Raw genomic sequence first — 19,410 nt, forward strand, 5'->3', positions numbered from 1 at the left:
GACGAGCCAGTCCCTAACATCCTAATCAAGTGACAACAAGACGAGAGTTTATCAGAAAAACGGCCCTGGGCACGGCCGGGCTTACGGTCGGTGGGTTAGCCACCGGTATGTCGGCTAAGAGCTACGCCAGAATTATCGGTGCCAACGAGCGGATCAACCTGGCCATTATTGGGCTGGGTCGGCGGCTGGGCGCGTACTATGACCCTATCTCGCGGAAAGACAGCAATGTCGAGCTGGTGTACCTGTGCGACGTTATGAAGAAACAGCGCGAAGCAGGGCTGCAGAAGTTTTCCAAGCACATCAGCTACACGCCCAAGCAGGAAAACGACGTCAGGAAAGTCATCGCCGACAAGCAGGTGGACGCCCTGTTCATTGCCACCCCCGACCACTGGCATGCGCCGGGTACCTGGATGGCCGTGCAGGGCGGCAAGCACGTGTACGTAGAGAAACCCTGTAGCCACAACCCCCGCGAGGGTGAAATTCTGGCCGAATGCCAGAAGAAATACGGCAAGGTAATCCAGATGGGTAACCAGCAGCGGTCGGCCCTCGAATCGATCGACATCATCAATCAGATTCACAACGGCGCCATCGGAACGCCCTTTAAGGCGGTCGCGTTCTATGCCGCCACCCGGGGTGAGGTGCCCATTCCGAAGAAAGCGCCCGTTCCCGACGGACTGGACTGGGAATTGTTCCAGGGACCGGCTCCCCGGATGCCCTATACGCACGATACCTGGGACTACAACTGGCACTGGTACGGCTGGAACTACGGCACCGCCGAAAGCGGCAACAACGCTACCCATGAGCTGGACGTAGCCCGCTGGGCCCTGGGCGTGGAGTATCCCGAATACGTAACGGTTGAAGCTGCCAAACGAGCTTTCCCAGAAGATGGCTGGGCTGTGTACGATACGATGGACGCTACGTTCCGGTTTCCCGGTAACAAGATCATCAAGTGGGATGGCAAGAGCCGGAATGGTCACAAGACCTACGGCAGCGACCGCGGTACAATCATTTACGGCAGCAACGGCAGCGTGTACGTAGACCGGGACGGTTATACGCTGTTTAACCGCGAAGGCAAGGCGATCAAAGACAGCAAATCGAGTGGTTCGGAAGCGGGTACGGCCCTGGGTGGCGGTGGCGATATGACCACCCGGCACGTAGTGAATTTCTTCGACGCCATTCGGGGTAAAGCTAAGCAGGCTTCGCCCATTGAGGAAGGCGCGAAGAGTACCCTGCTTTGCCACCTGGCCAACATTGCCTACCGCACCAACAAGTCGTTTGCCGTGGACCCGAAAAACGGCCATATTCAGGACCGTGACGCCATGAAGCTTTGGAGTCGTGAGTACGAAAAAGGCTGGGAACCCCATATCTAAGGACCTGCCCAGAAACGAAGCAGGGGAAAACCGGTCTCGGTTTTCCCCTGCTTCGTTTTAATCCGGCAAGCAATCAGACAGCGATCAGTGAAATCCTGTTTTGGGATTCTTAATACTCCGCGCTTAATTCAGCGGCTACAATATGGGGAGTATGTAAGAATACCTTGCCCGCCTGTCGGAAGCTCAGTAAGGATTTGAACATACTCAGAATAAGCAGGGGCAAGATGAAAAAGTCACGCACAGACAGCTTGTTGTATAGGGAGGCCGGAATGGACACGGCCAACGTACTGACCATCAAGGTTAGCAGGCTCCCCGAGAATAGTTGAAAGACCTCATTGCCAATGGGCAGGCTTACCAGAAAGAGCAGCGCCAGGAACGTCAGTAAAATCATCCGAGGAAGCAACAGTGACCGTACCAGCGCATTGAATGCCTGACCATTCCCATTCAGTAGCTGCTGAACACCAATCTTAAAATACGCTTTAACGAAATACAGCTGAGCCGCGATCCAGCGGGTTCGCTGACTTTTGAAAACGTCAACGTTCTGAACTTTCTCGTCGTAGATGACGGCATCCTGCAGGTAACCCACGCGGATATGGTCAATGGTCAGCAACATTTCGAGTTCTTTATCGTAGCCGCCAACCGTTTTGATTTCATTCATGGCCTGTTTTAGCAGAGCGGGTTCAAAGGCCATGCCCGAGCCCGTACACATGGCCGAAAGGCCCAGTGCCCGCTGCCCTGCCCGGAAAATGTTGTTATTAACTTCTTCATTCATAGCATCAAAAACAGCAACGCTTCGATTGGTGTTCTTGGCTTTCCGATGGCCCTGAACCGCGCGCCAGCCTTCGCTGAACGCCTTGTTAATGCGGGTTAGGAAATCAGGGGCCATGTGATTATCCGCATCGGAAATCACCACAATGTCGTAAACATTCTCGGGGAGTGTCTGGAGCGCATACGAAATAGACTTTTGAACCGTCGACTGCTCAAACTCCACGCGTAGGATATTGACCGGATAATGCGAGAGCGTTTCCAGAGTTTCCGCCCGAAACGAATCGGCGATGACAATCAGGTCATACAAATCGGCTGGATAGTTCTGCTTTAGGTTCGCCTTCACGGAATCTACAATAACGGCGTCTTCCTTATAAGCCGGAATCAAAACCGCAATTCGTCGGAGGTGGTCCACCTCATTCGTAAGAACGCCATCATCAGCCCGGCCTAGTCGACCAGCCACTGCGGAGAGGAAAATGTAGCCAACGTTAAAGGCCAGGTAGCCAAAAATTAGAGCACAAGCTACGTGTAGGAGTATCATATTATTAGAATTAGTAAAGTGGTGGGTAATCAGTTTGCTTTGAACGTGTTTAATAAGTCAGGAACTCGGTTTCATTCATGCCCTTCGAGCGATTGCTGGTCCGGGTAGTTGCCCCGTTTGCGCGGAGGCTGGACGGATTCAATACGTTTAATGTGATTAATTAACCTGTTTTAATGCATATTTAATGTTAATTAATTACGTCGTAAAGTAACATTTCATATATACTTTAGGCAACTTATGGTACCATTTAATACATTAAATTTTGATTAAGTGTTATTACTCATACGTTTAATGATAAATAACCCTAAAAAATCTACTGAAATGGGAAGAACTATATACTCTATAGGTGTATTAGTTTCTATAATGTTTAGTGTGACTACGCTACTATCTGGTAGCCGTGGCTTTACTTTAATGACTCAAGTCGAGCCGGACAGGTACTCTGGTCGAGCCCCTGGTCTGGATGCGTCGAGTCGGATTGAAGCCGAGAATTACATCGCCATGCAGGGCATTTCGACCGAAGCATCGGCTGACGAGGGGGGCGGGCAGAATGTCAATCAGATCGATACCGGTGACTGGATGGACTATACCGTTAATGTGCCGCACAGCGGTGTTTACACCTTCTGGTTTCGTGTTGCCAATGGGTATGGCGATGGCTCTGCGTTTGAACTCCGGCTGGCCGATGGGACGGTAGTAAGCACGGTTAGCGTGCCCCGCACGGGCGGTATTCAGAACTGGCAGACAGTAGGCGCAACGGCCCGGCTGAATGGGGGCAGTCAAACGCTGCGGATATACGTAGTAAAGGGCGACTGGAACCTGAACTGGTTCGAAACCACGGAAAGTCGCCCGCTGCCGGCCAGGCTGGAAGCCGAATCCTTCGACCTGGCGACCGATGTACGTCCAGAACAAACAACCGATGCGGGCGGTGGAGTGAATCTGGGCTATATCGACGATAACGACTGGATGGATTACAACGTTACGGTGCCCTCGGCAGGCGTGTATACGTTTCAGTTCCGGGTGGCTAATAGCTGGGGAAACGGACTTATTCAGATACGGGACGAATCGGGCGGGGTTTTGGGCAGCGTCGACGTACCCCGCACCGGCGGCTGGCAGAACTGGACAACCATCAGTACCACCGCTACGCTGCCCGCCGGCAGTCAGGTGCTTCGCATCTACTCCCTTCGCGGGGCCTGGAATCTGAACTGGCTGAACGTAACCCAGGGCGGGATCGTGCTAGCGCCGGCCGTTATCAATTTTGCCGCTCTGCCCGATAAGACAACCGACGACGGGGAGTTTAATCTGGTCGCGGCCAGCAGTAATACCGATACACCCATTACGTTCTCTTCATCCAATCCCTCAGTAGTCAGTGTGTCAACTGTTAACGGTTCCTGGAAGGCCACGATAATGGCTGCCGGAACGGCCATCATTACGGCCTCGCAGGCGGCTTCTTCTTCCTTTCTGGCGGCCGAAAACGTAGATCGGACGCAGGTCGTTCGGGTTTCATCCATCATTGCAGCCGACCGAAAAATTCCTATCGATCCGAAACGATGGTATCAACTTACCAATGTAAGCAATGGACTGCAGGGGCTTTTTGACGGCATTACGGATGTTAACGTCGAAACCGGGTGGGGAAAAGTCCTGCCGCAGTATGATGCCTATTATCCCTTACTGGACGGCGAGTCGATGACGCTCGAAAGTTTGCGGTTCTACGATTTCGTAGGCTCGTGTCAGGATAACCCAATGACCCTCTGGATTATCAACGATCAGTGGCAGCGGATTCCGGTCGCTACGTTTACCGGCACGGACTATGCCGCCTGGGTGGGGCCTTATCCGGATCGGAATACCTCCGGCAACATGCGGTTCAAGCTGGACCAGCCCATCAGCAATGCCCGGTATCTGGTGATCAACACCTACGGCGCTTTCCCGACCGAGATTGAACTCTACGGTTCCTACACCGCACCCACTCAGGTGCTGACCCCCGCGCCGGCAAAATCCGTTAAGCTCGGCGATATGCTGGGCGTAAATGCCTACGAATGGAACTTCGCGGATGGTAACTCGCCCTGGATGGTCAATGAAGCGAAAATGAACATCGTCAAAAGCTTCACTGGCGTCCGGCACTACATCGACTGGAACAAGCTTGAATCGACCGAAGGCAGTTTTTCATACAGCCCGACGATAAACGGTGGCTGGAATTTTGACGCTATCTACGAACGCTGTAAAGCTGAAGGCATTGAGGTCCTGGCCTGCATTAAAACGATTCCTGACTGGATGGTTGATACGTATCCTCCGGATCAGCGCGACTCCGAGAATAATCCGTTGCGGTTCGGCAAAGACTATTCAGACCCGAACTCCTATCTGGAGCAGGCAAAGATGGGTTTTCAGTACATGGCCCGCTACGGCAATAACCCGAACGTAAACCCCGCCCTATTGAGCGTTAACTCAACGCCCCGTTGGGCCGGCGACACGCCCAATTCGGTCAAAATAGGCATGGGGGTCATCAAATACATCGAATGCGACAACGAGCGGGATAAGTGGTGGAAAGGCAGAAAGGCCTACCAGACAGCCCGGGAGTACGCTGCTAACCTGTCGGCCTTTTATGACGGACACAAAAACACCATGGGCGCTGGTGTCGGGGTTAAAAATGCCGATCCAGGTGTGAAAGTGGTGATTGGCGGTCTGGCTTCGGCATCGAGCGGATCGGATTATATAAAAGGTATGATTGACTGGTGTAAGCAATACCGGGGCTATAAGCCCGATGGCAGCGTTAACCTGTGCTGGGACATCGTTAACTACCACATGTATTCCGATAATACGTCGTCATCGCAGAGCGGAACCTCCACCCGGGGAGCGGCCCCGGAGGTTTCGCCCATCAATCTGATAGCACAGGATTTCCGGAAAACGGCGCATCAGTTGTCCTATGACATGCCCGTCTGGGTCACCGAAGCCGGCTACGACATACACCAGGGAAGCCCGCTGCGGGCCATTCCCATCGGAACTAAATCGGCGCTGGAAACGCAGGGGGACTGGATTTTACGGACCGCTTTGTTTTACGCCCGGCAGGGTATAGAAAAGCTGTTTCTGTATCAGCTCTACGACGACAACTCTACGGGAGGCATGTTCGGTACGTCGGGTCTGGCGAATGGCGATAACATAACCCGTCGGCCAGCCGCTGATTATTTATATCAGACGAAAAAGCTTTTCGGGGAGTACGCCTATAAGGAAACACTGAATCAGAATCCGTTCGTGGATCGCTACGAGCGGAATGGGAATTCAATGTATGCGCTGGTCGTTCCGGACGAAGTTGGACGCACCGCTTCCTACACGCTGGATCTGGGTAGTTCTGCACAGGCCCGTATCTACCGACCCAAAGTGGGCAGCGATGATATGGATATGGAGGTTGTTACAACCAATCAGGGCAAGCTGCAGCTCACGGTGACCGAAACACCGATGTTTGTCGTATCCGGCAATGCGGCTCCTAACGCCCGTAAAGCCGCCGTCGTGGCAACCGATGTAAAAAGCCTTGACGAAGTGGTTCAGGTGTATCCGAACCCGGTAGCCGATTTCGTGACTGTACAGGCAGAACGAACATCCACAACTCCGCTTAAAGTGTATGTCTTCGACACGGGGACGGGCCGGATGCACCAGCAGGTAAAAATTGCGGGCCAGGGTAACCATTTCTCAGGCAAGATCAATCTATCCCAATTGCCTGCCGGAACCTACTTTCTGGAAATCAGGCAGGGTGGCGAGCGAGCGGTTCGGAAGGTGCTGAAGATAAATTAATTGGATTGCGGCCTGGTGAGATAGTGGACACCGGGAGGTCGTTTTGCGGAGTGCGCAGCTAACCTGTTTAGTTGCGCACTTTTCGTTTAAACAAGAATGTGCATTTGAGTAATACTGCTTAGAAACGAAGCTGCCTAAACCGGAACACCGCTGGGCACTAAACCCTTATTAGAAATAGAAAATATTTTTGTTTACTATTTCAATAATAAGTATATAGTGAGTATATATTTGTGGTTTGAATATTGCTAGTGATTATAATATGTTCTTAACTAATAAACATCCAATTTGATATATGAATCAATACAAAATCCTGAGTAGCTCTAATAGAAAAGATAGCTAATCGAAAATACAGCTCTCTACGGGAAGCAGTAGTCTCGATGCTCTGACCTATTTCCCCGGAGGCAATTCTGTCTTAGCCACTATTAACGTTCAACAACATGGCAAAAGTCTCTCCGATAAACGACCTGCCTCTTATTTCACTGATTACAGTCAACTATAATCAGGCGCAGGTTACCTGCGATTTGCTGGAGTCGATTCGGGGCCTTACGTACCCTCATTTTGAAGTCATAGTTGTTGATAACGGGTCCCGCGAAGATCCTACTGAGCGTATTCTACAGGGCAATTATCCGAACGTAAGCGTAATCGTCAGTGCGGAGAACCTGGGGTTCTCGGGCGGTAATAACCTGGGGATTCGTCATGCGCGGGGCGACTATTATTTTCTGCTCAACAACGACACGATTGTTACGCCCGATTTGCTGGAACAGTTACTGGAGCCATTCCGTCTCGACCCGACGGTGGGAGTCAGCTGTCCTAAAATTCGTTTCTATGACCGGCCGAACACCATCCAGTACGCTGGCTACCACCCGCTGAGTGCATACACCGGCCGGACCTGGGCCATTGGATTGATGGAAACCGACCAGGGACAGTATGAGCAGCCGGGGCCAACCTGGTTTGCTCACGGCGCGGCCATGCTGGTGAGTCGGGCCGTGCTGAAGCGGGCCGGTTACCTGGACGAAAGCTTTTTTCTGTATTACGAAGAACTCGACTGGTCCATGCGTATCCGGCAGGCAGGATTCAGGATCTATTATCAGCCGAAAGCCCTGATTTACCACCGCGAATCCATGAGCGTTGGCAAGGAAAATCCGATGAGGGTGTACTACCATACCCGTAACCGTCTGTGGTTCATGCGCCGGAATGTATCGGGGCTGCCTCTGCTGGTTTTTTACCTGTACTATCTTGGCCTGGCTGTCCCTAAGGCGCTAGTCTACTACACGGTACGCGGGCAACGATCGTATCTCAATGCGGTCAAAGCCGCCCTCATCTGGAATTTGAAACATTCAGTCAAGCCCCCTCTGTCTACGGCTTCGCCCGTAACAATAGCGGTCTGAGCAGCACCACAGGAATAATGGAAAGAAACCACAACTAATTAACGCAGATACCGGCAATGACTTCGCCCAACTTTATCTTGAACAGGCACTTAGGTAGAGGCCAATTCTGGCTGTATACTCTCCTGGGAGGGGTATATACCGTTGCGTCGGGTTGCCTGGTCAGCAAAATGGGCATGCCGGGCGCTCTGATGGCGGTTGTGGCGCCTGTCGCGTTCCTGCTGGTTTTGCTGGTACTGATGGAGCCACGCTGGGGCTTGTTGCTGTATGTGCAGCTCAGTTTTATGCTGGGCTTTACGCGCTTTATACAGACCGACGTGCCGGTTGGCCTGCTGATCGACGGGCTGTTGGTCTTAACGGTATTCAGCCTGTTTCTGAACGGACAGCGCATGGAATGGCAACGATTACGCAGCCTGACGTTTACACTGATCGCCCTTTGGTTACTGTACACGCTGATCGAACTGATCAACCCCGAAGCGCCCTACCGACCGGCCTGGTTTTACCACGTCCGGCCATTCTCCCTGCACTGGTTTCTGGTAGCCTGTATCATTCTGGTCGTGCCACTCACCCGGCGGGACGTTCAGATTTTTGTGAACACCTGGCTGATCTGGTCGTTTTTAGCCGCGCTCTGGGCGTTTAAGCAGCATTATCTGGGCCTGACCCCCGCTGAGGTCGACTGGCTGAACAGCGGCTTCAATGCCCGAACGCACATGCTCTTCGGGCAACTGCGGTGCTTCTCGTTTTATTCGGATGCGGCTCAGTTTGGCGCCGAAATGGCGGGGGTAACGCTGGTTGCACTCATCCGGGTTTTTGAAGAGAGAAAGCCCCTTATAAAAGGCGCGTATGTCCTGCTAACGCTGGTTTTCTTCTGGGGCTATGCCGTTTCGGGAACCCGTAGCGCCTTGTTTGTTCTGGCTGCCGGATTTGTGTTTTATCTGCTGCTGAAGCGCGATGTGCCCAAACTCCTTGTAGGCATGGCGCTGGCTGTCCCTTTGTTTTTGCTGCTGATGTACACCAGCGTCGGGAGTTCCAATTATCAGGTGCAGCGAATGCGGTCGGCCCTGACCCCCATGAACGATCCCTCTTTCCTGCTCCGGCTGCAAAATCAGGAGAAACTAAAGACCTATCTGCAGGATCTGCCCTTTGGCGCCGGTATCGGTACGTCGACGGATATGGGTGCGCGGTTTTCGCCCTGGCACTGGGCCGCCCAGATTCCACCCGATAGCTGGTACGTTGAGCTTTGGATTGAAACCGGCTGGGTTGGGGTCACCCTATACATTTTGATGCTGCTGGGACTGGTGGGTATTGGTAGTTATAGGGTCTGGCAGTTAAAAGACCCCTGGCTCAGTATGGTCATGTATGGATTCCTGGCTGAATTCGTCGGGATAGCGCTCATGGGCTATTCGAATCCAGTGCTGGGTCAGTTTCCGACCAGTAGTGTGATTTTCATCAGTACCATCCTGGTGGCTACCTGCAACCGCTGGGATACCGCTCCGGCAGCACAGAATACCGTAACCGAATCGTCTATCCCGCCTAAGCCAGATTGGTATGAAGCAATTTGACAGTATCGTCTGTATTACACAAACCCAATGGTCCGGCGACTTCCAGAAGGCCGTTGTGCAGCTCATGACGGAGTTATCGGCCAGTCACCGGGTTCTGGTTGTCGATTACCTGTATACCCTCAAAGACCTGGCGACGGGACGTAAGGATTTGCCCATCTGGAAAGTGGTGCGGGTGAGCGACCCCTTAGTCAGAATAGAAACTGAACATGGCGGAGAGCTATATGTGTGGACTCCTCCGCTGATGATGCCCATCAACTGGCTATCCCCTAAATCGCACGATCAGTTGCTGGGCTGGAACATCAACCAGCTGACAACCAGCCTGAAGGAAGTCATGCGGCAGTTGGGGATACACAAGCCATTAGTCATCAATGCGTATAACCCGGTGTATGGATTACCCCTGCTGGGGAAGCTAAATGAGTGCGCCACGATTTATTACTGCTTCGACGAAATCACGCGCGCCGGAGAATGGATGAACCGGCATGGACATCGGTACGAAGATAAATTCATTCGGAGTGTTGATGCCGTTATAACCACCTCGGAAACCTTATTGGAAGATAAGTCCAGGCAGCAGACCAGGGCGTTCTGCGTGAAGAACGGCGCCAATTTTGACCTGTTCAATCAGGCGTACCAGCTGGCCAGGGAGACCCCACCCGTAAAACCCGTCGTTGGCTACCTCGGCTTCGCCGACAACCGGATCGACATCAATTTGCTAGAGTACTGTGCCAGTACGATGCCGGATGTCCAGTTTCAGTTTATCGGCGAGGTTTCGGAGCCCGATATACTCAGCCGATTGAGCGGTTTTTCGAACGTAACGTTTATTCCGCCCCACCAGCCAGCCGATCTGCCTCCCTTACTGGCAAAGTTGCGGGTTGGCATTATTCCGTTTGTGTGCAACCCGCATACCTACACGATTTACCCACTTAAAATTAACGAGTATCTGGCGGCCGGTCTGCCGGTCGTATCAACGCCATTTTCAAAACTGGACGACTTCGCCGGGGTCATCGAACTGGCCGAAACACCTGAACAGTTTGCCGAAGCTCTCCGGCGGGCGCTGGCCGATACGGAGGAAGGACGGGTTCTGCAGCGGGTCCAAATGGCCCAGGCAAATTCCTGGAAACAACGGGCCCATGAGTTCGAACGGGTGATTCAGAGTCTGCCAAAAGCCTGGCGGCAACAGGAGCGCGTTACGTCGACCGCCAGCCATTAACGATATGAAGACAGCCATGAGTTTATTCAGCAAAACAGTCCGCATGAAAGCAGGGCAGAATAGCCTCCTTCACCAGAAATGGATACTGGGACTGATCGTGTGGGCAGTGATGGAGAGCGTTAGCTATGGGCAAGGGTCGGTTTCTTCATCGGCCGTTACGGCGAAGCCCGTTGGATTGGCCGCCGAAGGTATGCCTCTTGATAGCATGACGTTCGATTTTAACCGGGACATTACGGTCCAGCTAATCCCGTTTGACGACATGTTCAAACTGGCGTTAGCCTACTCACCGGCGGTTAAGTTTGAAGGTGCCGTTGCCAATTCACAACTGTCGGCCTATCAGCTCGCCAAGCTACAGGTCCTGCAGAACCTGACCGGATTCGTCAATTACTCGACGGGTAATCAGGCTATTCTGTCAACCGGGACGAACGCTACGGATCAGTTAGCCCAAATCTCGAACGGATATCGGGCGGGCGTAAACGTCGTGATCAGCCTGCACGATCTGTTCGCCCGGCCGCAGCAGATTCGTCTGGCCAAGGCGAACCATGATGCCACGCTGGAACGTAAACGCATCGCTGAAATCTATCTGAAACGCGAGCTGTATAATCTGTATCAGGACCTGATCCTGTCGCAGCGGGTGCTGCAGATTCGCTTACGCGACGATCAGGCATCGCTGGCGGCTTTTCGGATTGCCGAGGTGGAGTTGCAGAAAGGCAAAATTACGCCCGAAGCCCACGCATTCAACAGCAACCGATACGCCGAAACCCGCACAACGGTCGAACAGGCCAAGACCCAGTTCATCAAAAATATCTATGCCCTCGAACTGTTCGTAGGGGTTCCTATTCATCAACTGAAACGCGACTAGCCCTATGACACTACAAGGACTTTGGCGGCTTTTCAAGCAGCATCTCATCTGGTTTATCCTGTTTCCCGGCCTGGCTGCCGGAACGGTATATTACTTCACGCAACACGAGATGAAGGTTTATAAAACCAAAGCAACGCTGTACACGGGCTTTACGTCGGGCTATTCGCTGCGTTCAGCGCAGGAAGGGTATCAACACGATTACTCGGCCGTCAGTAATGCCTTTGATAATATCCTGACCACGCTCAACTCCAACCAGACGCTCTATTACGTGGGCGTAAACCTGCTGAGCGAACACCTGCATTTAACCAAACCAAACCCGTACCAGTTATCGGCTACCAGCTTTCAGGCACTACAGAAAGCCATACCCGCCCCGGTCTGGCAATCTCTGATTCAGGGGGGGGGCCAACTCTGACTCGTGTCCGGATTGACAGCCTGGCGAAGAGTCAGACCGATAACCCCATCCGGCAACTTTTGCTTGGTTCAGACTCGTATTACTCTGCCGAACATATCGGTAAAAAGCTGAAATCGACCCGCCGAAGCGGGAGCGATATGCTGGATCTGGAATACGAAGCCGAGGACCCGGCCGTTGCGCAGCAAACCCTGAGTCTGGCCATTACCGAACTCAATGATCGTTATACTGCGCTGAAACGGGGTGAAACCAATCCTGTTGTCAAGTATTATGAAAATAAGGTGAAGGACGCCAAGCGGTTGCTGGATAATGCCGAATCCAAACTGCGGGCGTTTAACGTTGAGCATAATGTCCTCAATTTTGAAGATGAACTGAAGAACCGCTCGGCGACCCGTGAGGCTCTGGTTTCGGAGTACAACACCGAGGTGATGCGGAATCAGGGCGCTAAAGCCGCAATGAACGCCCTGAATCAGCGCATGTCGCAGGGAGGCAGCTTACTCAAAATAAACACGGCGCTTACGGACAAACAGGCCGAACTGACGGCTGCAGAATCCCGACTGATCAATGCCCGCGCCAACGGTCAGCCACAGGCTGTTCTGGACCAGTATCAGGCTAAAGTCAATCAGGCGTCGGAAGAGCTGAAGCAGATCGCCCAGAATTATTTCGCGGCCGATAACTCGGCCGAGTCCGTCCCGAAAATGAAGCTGGTCAACGAATGGCTGGCAAAAGTGCTGGACTTCGAGGAGTCGGGAGCCCGGATGGCGGCAGTCAAAAAACGGCTGGACGATTACCAGGCCGAATCGACAACGTTTACGCCCCTGGAGTCGGAGCAGCGGCAGCTTACCCGCGATATGGGCGTAGCCGAGAAAGAATACCTGACGTTGATTCAATCGCTGAATCAGGCCACTACCCAACGGCAGGATATTACTATTGACGGCTCGTTATCGGTGCTGGACCCGCCCGTTTTTCCGCTGTCGGCGCAGGCACCCAAACGCTGGCTCTTCTGCGCCATTGCTGCCGGAGCGGGCCTCGTCATAGCCCTGCTGCTGGCCGCTCTGCGTGTCTGGACCGACAAGCGAATTCATTCGCCAGAGCAGGCCGAACAATGGATGGGCGGTTCCGTTACGGCGGTGTTTCCGGTGGTTAAGAAGTTTAGTGTCAATTCGCGGGCCAGCCGGGCCGCTGTGGGGATGTTCAGACAACTGGGAAATGCCATCAATATTGAGATTGCCGACCAGCGAAGTCTGGCCGGCCCGCCCCTGATTACGTTGTTCAGTATGCGGGCAAAACAGGGCAAGACCTGGCTGGCCCACGGTCTGGCCCGCATGTATGCCGAGTCGGGTGAGCAGGTTGCTTATTTCTATCCCCGGCTGTTGGAGACCGATAAGCGGTTTGAACAGGAAGGGATTGTTTTTCAGCCGTATGACCTGCATCCGAATCTGATGAATGTGCGGGAGCTGGGCGAGCTGTTGACCGAGGAAGATACGCTGCCATTGAGCACGTTTACCAAGCTTATTCTTGAACTGCCCCCGCTGGTTAGTAGTCCAATTCCACTCCATCTCGTGAATCGAAGTGCCGTATCGCTGCTGGTGCTGACGGTCCACACGATCTGGGGACGCCGGGATAAACAACTGCTCGAGCTATACAACAAAGCCGCCCGGCGTCCGGTAATGATTGCTCTTAACAAAGTCCAGGGTGAAACGAACGACGCGCCGACACTGAAGGATATTGAACAGGCAATGACTCAGACAAAGCTGTATGCCGAACCCGGTAAGCTGGGCGCTAACGAGCCGGTAACTGAAAAACTTCTTGACCAGCCCGCCGAATGAGTCATAAACAACAGGCAATAAGCGGGGGGAAGTGGATGAGTATGTCCACGGCTATTTCTACGCTTTTTCAGTTTGGTCAGGTGGCCGTGCTGGCCCGGTTGCTGGAACCGTCGGTTTTTGGAATTGTGAGCGTCAGTACGCTGCTGATCGCCTTCTTCAGCATTTTTGCCAACCTGGGTTTTTCGAACTCCATTATCTACAAGCAGGAAGAGGACCGGCAGGTGTTGTCAACGATCTATCTGCTCAATCTGGCGTTGGGCTTACTCATTGGCGTTATCGTTTTTTTTAGCTGGCCGCTGGTTGTCGCCTACTACAACGAGCCTCGCCTGGAGCAGGTTATCAAGCTATCGTCGCTGTATTTCATCATTGTTTATCTCGGTCAGATTTATCTGTTCCTGCTTCAGAAGGAACTCCGGTTCAAAGCGGTTGCCAGCATCGACATCACGGGTACAGTTGTCGGCAGTACCGTAACCATACTGCTGGCTTATAATGGCTATGCCGAACTGTCGCTGATTTACGGTCAACTGGCACAGCAGGCTGCCAAATCGGTTCTTCAGGTAATTTACGGCAGGGGTTTGTTTTCGCCCGTACTGAAATTTGATCTGAGCCTGATCAGGGATCACCTGCGGTTCGGTCTCTACAACGTGGGCGACGGGATTGTAGGATTCATTCAGGCCAACTCAGATAATATTCTGGTAGGGGGGATGCTGGGCGTAAAGCAATTGGGTTATTATACGCTGGCGTCGCAGCTCGCAGTTTTTCCGATCTCCAGGCTGAGTCCAATCGTACTGCAGGTCGCCTATCCGATTTTGGCGCGGTTCAAGGGAAATACAAACGAGCTGAAAAAGTCGTATCTGACCATTCTCGATCTGCTCAGCTACGTGAACCTGCCGCTTCTGGCGGGCCTGTTTGTTACGGCCGATAGCGTAGTGCCGCTCTTCTACGGCCCCGGCTGGGAGCCAACGATTCTGCTGATCCGGATTTTCGTGTTTGTCAGCCTGTTCACCTTCCTGAGCAATCCGCTGTTTACGCTGGCTTTCTCGAAAGGAAAGCCCAAACTCCTGTTTTACCTGAACGTCATTACGCTGGTTATCAAGATTCCCTTGGTTTATCTGTTCGCGCAGTACTGGGGCGTAGTGGGCATTGCTATGGCTTTTCTGACGGCAACCCTAGCCAATCTGCTCATCAATTTCCGGATTGTCCACTCGCTAGTTGGTTCGTTTCTGGGTGAGTTTGCTCAGAATATCGCCAAGCCAGTTCTGTTCTGCCTGGTCATGTTTGGTGCCATCTCGCTTTATAAAGCTTATGCTGATTCCATTAACCTTGTCAATACCTGCGTGGAAGTTGGCATTGGCGCGCTGATTTACATAGGACTGACCTTTCGCTATAAATACTCCCTTACCGACCTAAAAACAATGGGTAAAGTCGCCTGACCCCACCAGAACCTGTAGTTGAGCCACCGATGGAAAAGTTAGTATTAAAATCATTGTATGTCGTAGCCCGGCTGAAATACCCGGAACTGCCTAAGGATTTAGGCTATTTCGTGCGGGATAATTATTACTGCAAGCTCGTGCAGGGTCGGCATGCCCTTCGCGACTATGTCCTGAAAAAGAAATATAAAGTCATTAGTTACCACGGCGAGTTTGATCAGGAGTTACGGTATGTGATCCCGTTTGCCTACTGGCATTACCTGAACGGAACACTGGACAAAACGATTTCGACAAAACAGACCAGGGAGTTTTACTTTTTCAGCTCAAACCACGAAGAACGGTTTGAGAAGCGAATCTGGACGGAGTCGTATGCACACTACAACGTGCCTAATATGACCCACAGCAACTCCTACAGCTTCCGGAAATGGGTGCGGGTGCCGTATAAGGAGCATTTCAAAAACGATGTGTTCGTCTTTGATAAGCCGATTTTAGTAATCGCGAACAAATACAATATGGAGTGGGATCAGCCGCCCATTAATTTCCTGGACATTCCCACCCTTGACCGGATTATCAACGAGTATAGCTCCCGATACCAGATTATCTATAATAGGCCCCTGCCCAATCAGATCGTTCAGGACAACAGCGAAACGTTGCGATTGGATGAGCATGCCTGGCTCAGGAAGAACCACCCGCAGGTGATCTTAATGGATGACCTCTACGCCCAGTATCACCCATCGGTTGTCAACAACTTTAATCATCTGCAATTGATGGTGTATGCCAACTGTAGCCACTTTATTTCAATGCATGGCGGCACGGCCGCACTGGCCAGCTATTTCGGCGGCACCAACATCATTCTGTCTGATCCGAACTGGGGAAAAGAACATCCATTTAACGAATACGAGAACCTGTTCCCTAATTTGTCAGGCGCCAGGATTCTGCACGCCCGTAATAGGGCCGAAGTCCTGGCTCATCTATTAAAATCGTTTTAATTTTGTTTATGATATTTGTAATAAGAATACATAATTAATATTTTTATGGATAATTATTTTTATGAGGTTAACTTATTTTTAGATATAAATTAAGGTAAACATCTGGTTAGGCTGTCCACCTGCTAACTGGAGCTACAGAAAACCATTAACCAGGTTGGCAGCCTTTATCCATGATTATCAGCAGAATTACCAGCGGCTTAGGCAATCAGCTTTTTCAGTACGCGGCTGCCCGGCATCTTGCGCTGAAAAACAAGACAAGCCTGTATCTGGACTTGAGTTATTACCGGCAGCAGTACGATACGGACACGTTGCGACACTTTAAACTGGGGAATTTTTCGGTTCCGTACCGGCTGTTGCAGCAATCACCCCTCGAATACGTGTCCAAAGCCACAAAACTGCTGCCGAAACGGAGCCTGCCGCCCCTGTTCCTGTTTCTGAAAGAGCAGCATTTTCACTTTGACGACAGCGTCGTTCAGGCCCGTGCCAACTGCATTACGCTGGATGGTTTCTGGCAGTCAGAAGCGTATTTCCGGGATAGCGCGGCTACCATCAGGCGCGAGCTTACGTTATCGGGTACGCCCAGTCCCGAATTCCCGGACTATAGTCGGCAGATTCAGAACGCGTCAACGGCGGTATCGCTCCATGTCCGGCGGGGCGATTACGTCAACCATCCGGAATTCAGTAAAACGTTCGGATTCATCGGGCTTGATTACTACCGGCAGGCGTTGAACCAACTGCATGAGCGACACCCAAACGCCCGGCTGTTTGTGTTCAGCGACGATCAGGCGTGGGTTCGCCAGAACCTGACCCTGCCCGACGATACGGTGTTTGTGCAGAACTCCGGTCTCAACGCCGATGTCGCCGATCTGATGCTGATGAGCCAGTGCCGCCACCACATCATTGCGAACAGTTCCTTTAGCTGGTGGGGTGCCTGGCTCAACCCCAGCCCCGATAAGTTCGTCATTACGCCCCGGCAGTGGTACAAACAACAGCCGACCTGGAATACCAAAGACCTGCTGCCATCGGGCTGGCTGGCCCTTTAACCCGTCAAGCCTAACCCCTTCTATCCGACCGTTGTGTCTATGACAAAAGTATTTATCGACCACCAGAAATTCAGCACGCAGAAGTACGGAGGTATTAGCCGGTACTTTGCCAACATCATTCAGGGAATTAAACGCACCGATACCATGACGTATCGGCTGGGGGTGATGCACGCGCAGAATCACTATATCCAGAAGGAGCCCCTGCCGATGAAAGGAAGGCTAAGCAACCTGATCTTAAACCGAAACCAACGGTACGATTATCGGCTGAATCAGCTTTACTGCAGGCGGCTGCTGGAAAAAGCCGATTTCGACGTGTTTCACCCGACCTACTACGATACGTACTATTTTCAGCAGTTGACGAAACCGCTGGTCATTACGATTCATGACATGACGTATGAGCGGCTTCCCGAGTATTTCTGGGCTCAGGACCCGCTCACCCGCCAGAAGCGCGAGAATATTCTGCGGGCTGACGCCATCATTACCATCTCGGAAACGACCCGCAAAGATTTGCTGAGTTTTTTTAATGTTGACCCGCAGAAGGTGTCGACCATCTACCATGGAATTGATAGCGAAAGTTCGCTGGTCACCCGGCCCGTTGACGATTTGCCCGAGCAATACGTCCTGTTTGTGGGCGATCGGAGCGGCTACAAAAACTTTTACCTGTTTCTGAATGCGTTCAGCAAGCTGGCGTCTCGCTTCCCGGACTTACACGTAGTACTCGCCGGTGGGGGAAAGCTGGAAGTAGCTGATCTGGAATTCATTCAGCGGTTGAAGTTGACGAAACGGGTACAGCACATTGGCGCTACGGACGAACAGCTGAACTACCTGTATCAGAACGCGCAATTGTTTGTCTATCCTTCTCTTTATGAAGGCTTTGGATTGCCCATTCTGGAAGCGTTCAAGGCCCGGTGTCCAATTCTGTTAAGTGATACCGAATGCTTCCGTGAGGTAGCTGCCGATGCCGCGGTGTATTTCAGCGCCACCGATCTCAACGATCTGGTTGAAAGGCTGACGGTTACGTTAACGGACACGGCGCTGAAAGCCAGACTGGTGGAACGGGGAACCGAGCGCATAAAAGATTTTTCGCTGCAGAAGTCGATTGATCAGACCCTGAACGTCTATAAATCTCTGGCCTGATGAATACACCGGATACGATGCGGTTCAGAGCGGTCGATACCTTTCGGGGTATAGCTGCCATTCTGGTTATTCTGTTCCATTTGCAGCACCTCAATCTGCTGTCGGGTAATGACTTTATCGCCAGGAGCGACATTTTCGTCGACTTTTTCTTTGTGCTGTCCGGGTTTGTCATGACCCATAGCAATTACGGTAAAATTACGAACCTGGCCAGTGTCCGGCTCTTTGTCATAAAGCGGTTCAAACGCCTGTACCCGCTTCATGTATTCACGCTCCTGCTGGTGCTGCTGTTTGAAGTGTTTCGGTACGGAGTGGATCGGTACGTTGTTAAGTTAGCCAATCCCGTTTTTGCGGATGACAAAAGCCTGCCTTCGTTCATCGCGAATCTGACGTTGACCCAATCACTGAATCTGTTTGATCGGGTTACCTGGAATGGCCCCAGTTGGAGCATCAGCGTTGAGTTCTATACCTATATTCTCTGGGCGCTGGGTTTGCTGCTGTTTCGAAAAAACCTGCTGCTTCTGGGCAGCGTTGGGCTTGGGCTGGCGGCCTGGTTTATCGCGCAGCATGGCGGCAACATTATCTTTAATTACGATTATGGCTTGATTCGCTGTCTATACAGTTTTCTGATCGGGATGCTGGCGTACCGACTGAGTCGTCGGCTGCCGTTTACGTTCAGTTACGGACAGTATTCGGCTGCGGAGATTCTGCTGATTGGCCTAGCTATGCTGACGGTCAGCTCGTTTACGCACCCCGAAAGCTGGCTGATGCCGCTGTTCTTTGCCATCCTGATTATTGTTTTTTCCCGCGAAGGGGGAGTCGTCTCGAACCTCCTGGTGAAAGAGCGTTTTGAATTTCTGGGGAAACTGTCTTATTCCTATTATCTGAATCACACGCTCGTGCTGGCAGTCATGGATCTGCTGCTGTTTAAGCTGGTCAAGCTGCCTCACACATCACTGGCAGAACTCCTGTACGTCGTTGTCTGCCTGGCCTGTGTTCATGTGCTATCTGTCTTTACGTACCGACACGTTGAATTAATTCTTCAATCTGTTTCATCAAATCGAGCCCCGAAAACAGCCGTCGACATGGCCGTTGTCTGAGTTTATC

General features: G+C 52.1%; 14 protein-coding genes. 13 read left to right on the top strand and 1 reads right to left on the bottom strand.

Annotated features, from left to right (window positions below; all coding sequences use genetic code 11):
- The first annotated feature begins 29 nt into the window (after window positions 1-29).
- The gene (locus tag HNV11_RS11405) at window positions 30-1,370 is read left to right on the top strand and encodes a Gfo/Idh/MocA family protein (RefSeq protein WP_171739787.1); all 1,341 of its coding nucleotides are present in this window, start codon (window positions 30-32) and stop codon (window positions 1,368-1,370) included.
- A 109-nt stretch (window positions 1,371-1,479) separates the two neighbouring features.
- Here the strand turns inward: HNV11_RS11405 and HNV11_RS11410 are convergent, their stop codons facing one another.
- Window positions 1,480-2,676 carry a glycosyltransferase gene (locus tag HNV11_RS11410; protein WP_171739788.1) on the bottom strand — a complete coding sequence of 399 codons (1,197 nt, stop codon included), beginning with the start codon at window positions 2,674-2,676 and terminating at the stop codon, window positions 1,480-1,482.
- A gap of 411 nt (window positions 2,677-3,087) precedes the next feature.
- On the opposite strand from HNV11_RS11410, the gene HNV11_RS11415 reads away from it, so the two are divergent.
- The 12 genes from HNV11_RS11415 (at window position 3,088) to HNV11_RS11465 (ending at window position 19,403) form a co-directional block, all read left to right on the top strand.
- Window positions 3,088-6,453 carry a carbohydrate-binding protein gene (locus tag HNV11_RS11415; protein ID WP_240163942.1) on the top strand — a complete coding sequence of 1,122 codons (3,366 nt, stop codon included), beginning with the start codon at window positions 3,088-3,090 and terminating at the stop codon, window positions 6,451-6,453.
- 437 nt (window positions 6,454-6,890) lie between these two features.
- Entirely contained in the window at window positions 6,891-7,841 is a 951-nt protein-coding gene (locus HNV11_RS11420; RefSeq protein WP_171739790.1) for a glycosyltransferase family 2 protein, read from the top strand.
- 77 nt (window positions 7,842-7,918) lie between these two features.
- On the top strand, window positions 7,919-9,400 hold the full coding sequence (locus HNV11_RS11425) for an O-antigen ligase family protein (RefSeq protein ID WP_240163943.1): 1,482 nt from the start codon (window positions 7,919-7,921) through the stop codon (window positions 9,398-9,400).
- Complete coding sequence (locus HNV11_RS11430) at window positions 9,387-10,607, top strand: glycosyltransferase (protein WP_171739792.1); 1,221 nt, start codon at window positions 9,387-9,389, stop codon at window positions 10,605-10,607. The genes HNV11_RS11425 and HNV11_RS11430 overlap by 14 nt, the downstream gene beginning before the upstream one ends.
- A gap of 4 nt (window positions 10,608-10,611) precedes the next feature.
- On the top strand, window positions 10,612-11,469 hold the full coding sequence (locus HNV11_RS11435) for a TolC family protein (protein WP_240163944.1): 858 nt from the start codon (window positions 10,612-10,614) through the stop codon (window positions 11,467-11,469).
- A gap of 4 nt (window positions 11,470-11,473) precedes the next feature.
- Window positions 11,474-11,881, top strand: a complete 408-nt coding sequence (locus HNV11_RS23840; RefSeq protein WP_205402755.1) for a hypothetical protein — start codon at window positions 11,474-11,476, stop codon at window positions 11,879-11,881.
- A 59-nt stretch (window positions 11,882-11,940) separates the two neighbouring features.
- Window positions 11,941-13,707, top strand: a complete 1,767-nt coding sequence (locus tag HNV11_RS11440; protein ID WP_205402756.1) for a GumC family protein — start codon at window positions 11,941-11,943, stop codon at window positions 13,705-13,707.
- Window positions 13,704-15,140, top strand: a complete 1,437-nt coding sequence (locus tag HNV11_RS11445; RefSeq protein ID WP_171739793.1) for an MOP flippase family protein — start codon at window positions 13,704-13,706, stop codon at window positions 15,138-15,140. The genes HNV11_RS11440 and HNV11_RS11445 overlap by 4 nt, the downstream gene beginning before the upstream one ends.
- Before the next feature lie 29 nt (window positions 15,141-15,169).
- The gene (locus tag HNV11_RS11450; protein WP_171739794.1) at window positions 15,170-16,126 is read left to right on the top strand and encodes a hypothetical protein; all 957 of its coding nucleotides are present in this window, start codon (window positions 15,170-15,172) and stop codon (window positions 16,124-16,126) included.
- A 170-nt stretch (window positions 16,127-16,296) separates the two neighbouring features.
- Window positions 16,297-17,169, top strand: coding sequence for an alpha-1,2-fucosyltransferase (locus HNV11_RS11455; protein WP_171739795.1), 873 nt, complete (start codon window positions 16,297-16,299; stop codon window positions 17,167-17,169).
- A 39-nt stretch (window positions 17,170-17,208) separates the two neighbouring features.
- The gene (locus HNV11_RS11460) at window positions 17,209-18,306 is read left to right on the top strand and encodes a glycosyltransferase family 4 protein (RefSeq protein WP_171739796.1); all 1,098 of its coding nucleotides are present in this window, start codon (window positions 17,209-17,211) and stop codon (window positions 18,304-18,306) included.
- Window positions 18,306-19,403: an acyltransferase family protein gene (locus tag HNV11_RS11465; RefSeq protein ID WP_240163945.1), complete on the top strand. Its 1,098-nt coding sequence runs from the start codon at window positions 18,306-18,308 to the stop codon at window positions 19,401-19,403. Before HNV11_RS11460 ends, HNV11_RS11465 begins: the two co-directional genes overlap by 1 nt.
- Window positions 19,404-19,410 lie beyond the last annotated feature (7 nt).

This window comes from Spirosoma taeanense (genome assembly GCF_013127955.1).
Lineage (GTDB): Bacteria > Bacteroidota > Bacteroidia > Cytophagales > Spirosomataceae > Spirosoma > Spirosoma taeanense.